Source organism: Methanospirillum sp., from assembly GCF_028679455.1.
Classification (GTDB): domain Archaea; phylum Halobacteriota; class Methanomicrobia; order Methanomicrobiales; family Methanospirillaceae; genus Methanospirillum.
This window is the reverse complement of record NZ_JAJRBM010000254.1, coordinates 1-3,245: the sequence shown is the minus strand read 5'-3', so window position 1 is coordinate 3,245 and position 3,245 is coordinate 1. Positions and strand designations below refer to the sequence as shown.

Sequence of the window (3,245 nt, the reverse complement as noted above, 5' to 3'; positions counted from 1 at the left end):
TTTCAGAAGTCCGGCCACCCCTGATACATACGGAGTTGCCATGGAAGTGCCTGACAGGTACTGATATCCCCGGTTCAGATAGGTACTTCGTATGAGTACTCCCGGAGCGGCAAGATCCACTGAAGATGGTCCATAGTTTGAAAAAGTTGCCAAGTTATCTTTGCTATCGGTTGCTGCAACAGATATGATATTGTTACTGGTATATGCAGCCGGATACTGGGGCAATGAGTCAGAGTTCTGTCTACTGTTGCCTGAAGCACATACAACCACTGCAGGTGACGCATCAATTGCATCCTTGAGTGCCTGGGTGTACTGAGATCCTCCCCATGAGTTTGAGATAACAGATGCACCCATCCGGTTTGCATAGAGAATCGCTGAAATGGCATCTGACACTTTTCCATTTCCTGAAGCACCCAGGAATTTAAGTGGCATTATTTTTGCATTCCAGCAGACTCCGGTAATACCGATATTGTTGTTCCCTACTGCTGCGATGGAACCTGCACAATGGGTTCCATGTCCATGGTCATCCATTGGATTATTGGTTTTTGAGTAAAAGTTCCATCCTCTGACATCATCGACATACCCGTTTCTATCATCATCAATACCATTGTTTGGAATCTCTCCAGAGTTGGTCCAGATATTTGCTGCAAGATCCGGATGTGAATAATCAACACCGGTATCTACAACTGCAATTATTACTGAAGAGGATCCTGTTGTGGTTCCCCATGCATTTTGTGCCTTGATATCTGCACCTGATTTTCCGTAAAATGGTGACTGTCCTGAATTTTTCAGACCCCACTGATATGGGAATTCGGGATCATTCGGTGTCCGCGTCGATGCCATCTCCACGCTCTGAACGGTGCTGGCTACTTTATCTGCCTGTTCTGGTGGAAGTGAGACCCGATAATCAGGTTCAGCGTAGAGAACGTTCGGGTTGGTAGAATACTCCTGAATTGCCTCTTTAACGGTAGTTCCCTTCACCTGTACCACCTGCATTCCCGGAAGACCTGCTTGTGAATAATCAGCCATCACCGATGCACCAACTTCTGCGTTCGCAGCTGACATCACCGAAGGCAATGCTGACATGGTACTCATGGTGTCAGTCTTGTATCGCACAATAACCTGTTCCGGAACATACTCCGCAGATACCTGCATGGTTGGTAATGTTTTTACCTCAACAGATTGCGTCGCAAATGAATCAGTGCCGGTAGATGAAGCCGGTACGGCATTGTTCCCGTTACCCCAATTTGAAAAAATAGAGGTTCCACTCTCTAATTTTTGTTGACCTGCTACAGCAATTTGTCCAATTCCTGCAATCAGGAGAAATATCCAGCACAGGATAATTACTACTCTGAAATTCATTCCCATTCTCCCAAGAATCTGATATCTGATCCAGTATTATCATTAGGTAACCTAGATAGTTTGTCATCCCCGTCGATAATTTATGGAATAGTCGGCAATTGTCACCATAACGAAGAACCAATACTACGAATATGACTCTTTGGGAAATCCTGGTTTTAACACGGCACGTCATTGCTGATATTGAAATACCGGCAGGACTACATCATAATACAGATCCGGGATCCGGGTTTAGGGAGCAATCCATCGATGGGTGAAATACTCTGCCCAAAATGCAATTCGAAAGACACTGAATTCGAGGATCTCATCACTACTGAAAGCGGCAGCATGGTTGCAAAATGTAGTTGCAATGCATGTAAGCACAAGTGGGATGCTCCATTTGGTCTTTGATATCTTCTCCCCTGTATCAGTATGAAAAGTGTCTCAATGTGCATGGCTATGATTCAGGGATCCCCATTCTGACATGCAATAATATGAGGAGAAAAAATGGACGAAACTTCATGGTGTTGTAATCAAAAAACCTACAGTATTGGTGGAATCTTATTAGCGCTTCTCATTCTTGCCTGGGGTATCGTGTGGCTTGGGAACGACAGCGGGTGGTGGAGTATTAAATTCCCGTTCTGGCCCGTACTTGCTATCCTTATTGCTCTCGGTATCCTGCTCAACGAAGGGCGAAAGTCTTTCAGGTAACCTATAAACTTGAGAATAGGGATTTTTCCCTACACATTTCTCTTTTGTGCATTTCTTGAAATGATACCCATGAACAGGCATTCGTCTGCGGATATCTGTTCAACACCCTCAAATTCGCCAACCTGAATGTCAAGGCCTCTGACGAGTACTACCGGGATGCCTTCATCTGCTTCTCCCATGAGTAGTTCAGCTGCAGAAGCGATATTATCTGCTAGAGCACGCCTGGTTACTTTCAGTTCTCTTCCAAAGAGGTCCTTTCTTCCCCGTTCATCAAGCACTGAAGGAATACCTGAGCATCCTAATGCCACTCCGCTGCATCCATACCGCATCGGGTGTGTTCTGCTGTCGATAACCAGCACTGCCACAGATTTTCCTGTCGTCTGCCCAATCTCTTGTCTAAGTTTATATGCGCTTACATTGGGATCAGCAGGGAGAAGTGAAACCATCCCTTCCGGGGCATTGGATCCATCAACTCCCGCATTGGGAAGGAGATTACCCCTGGAGGTACAGAGAAGAAACCCGGGAATCCCTCCTACGATCTCATCTGATTCTCTCAACACAACCTCAGCGAGCCTGGGATCCAGTTGGTACTGTGCTGCCAGTTCTTCTGCTTCGGGTGAAGGTTTTTGTTCGTCGAGCTGGACCAGCCTTCCTTCTGAAGTTGCAAGTGCTGATTCTGCGATGACCAGAATATCTCCATCAGTAAATTCGAGGTTTTGCGATTCCATTCCCCCATATATGAGTGGAAGGATCTCCTCTCCCTGATGAATGAGTCCTGTTTTAATGCCAAATAGGCTGCAGGATTGGACCATTTCAGGCCGCCTGAAGTGCAGTGATCACATTGATCAGATCCATCGTCTCTGGTATATCATGAGTGCGGATCATTGCTGCTCCGGATAACACCAACCCTGTAGTTACTGCAAGGGTAGCTGCCAGACGGTCTTCTGGTTTTTTTCCGGTGACTGAACCAAGAAATGTTTTTCGGGATATGGCAGCGAGTAACGGGCGATCAAATACTGATAACTCCTGAAACCGTTTACAGATCTCAAAATCTGCCTCTGGGGTTCTTTCAGGGATCCACCTGCCAACTCCTGGATCCAGAATATAACTCTGAACTCCGGCGTTCGTAGCCCGGTCAGTAACGGTGTGGAGAGATTTCAGGGTTTCCTCAAAGGTACAGCAATCTCCCGGAGTCT

At 46.3% G+C, this 3,245-nt stretch carries 4 protein-coding genes; 1 reads left to right on the top strand and 3 read right to left on the bottom strand.

Going from position 1 to position 3,245, the window contains the following annotated elements; all coding sequences use genetic code 11:
- On the bottom strand, positions 1–1,362 hold a 1,362-nt coding region (locus tag LUQ50_RS08515), incomplete at its 3' end, for a S8 family serine peptidase (protein ID WP_300039142.1).
- Between the two features lie 483 nt (positions 1,363–1,845).
- On the opposite strand from LUQ50_RS08515, the gene LUQ50_RS08510 reads away from it, so the two are divergent.
- Positions 1,846–2,049 carry a hypothetical protein gene (locus tag LUQ50_RS08510; RefSeq protein ID WP_300039139.1) on the top strand — a complete coding sequence of 68 codons (204 nt, stop codon included), beginning with the start codon at positions 1,846–1,848 and terminating at the stop codon, positions 2,047–2,049.
- Between the two features lie 29 nt (positions 2,050–2,078).
- On the opposite strand, the gene cofE is transcribed toward LUQ50_RS08510, so the two are convergent.
- Both cofE and LUQ50_RS08500 read right to left on the bottom strand, forming a co-directional pair.
- Positions 2,079–2,861: a coenzyme F420-0:L-glutamate ligase gene (gene cofE / locus LUQ50_RS08505; protein ID WP_300039136.1), complete on the bottom strand. Its 783-nt coding sequence runs from the start codon at positions 2,859–2,861 to the stop codon at positions 2,079–2,081.
- 1 nt (position 2,862) lies between these two features.
- A partial coding sequence (locus LUQ50_RS08500) for a dihydropteroate synthase (protein WP_300039133.1) occupies positions 2,863–3,245 on the bottom strand: 383 nt, incomplete at its 5' end.

Bases quoted from the DNA above. Each gene is read 5' to 3' on its own strand.
- cofE (WP_300039136.1), bottom strand. From the start codon at position 2,861: ATGGTCCAATCCTGCAGCCTATTTGGCATTAAAACAGGACTCATTCAT.
- LUQ50_RS08510 (WP_300039139.1), top strand. From the start codon at position 1,846: ATGGACGAAACTTCATGGTGTTGTAATCAAAAAACCTACAGTATTGGT.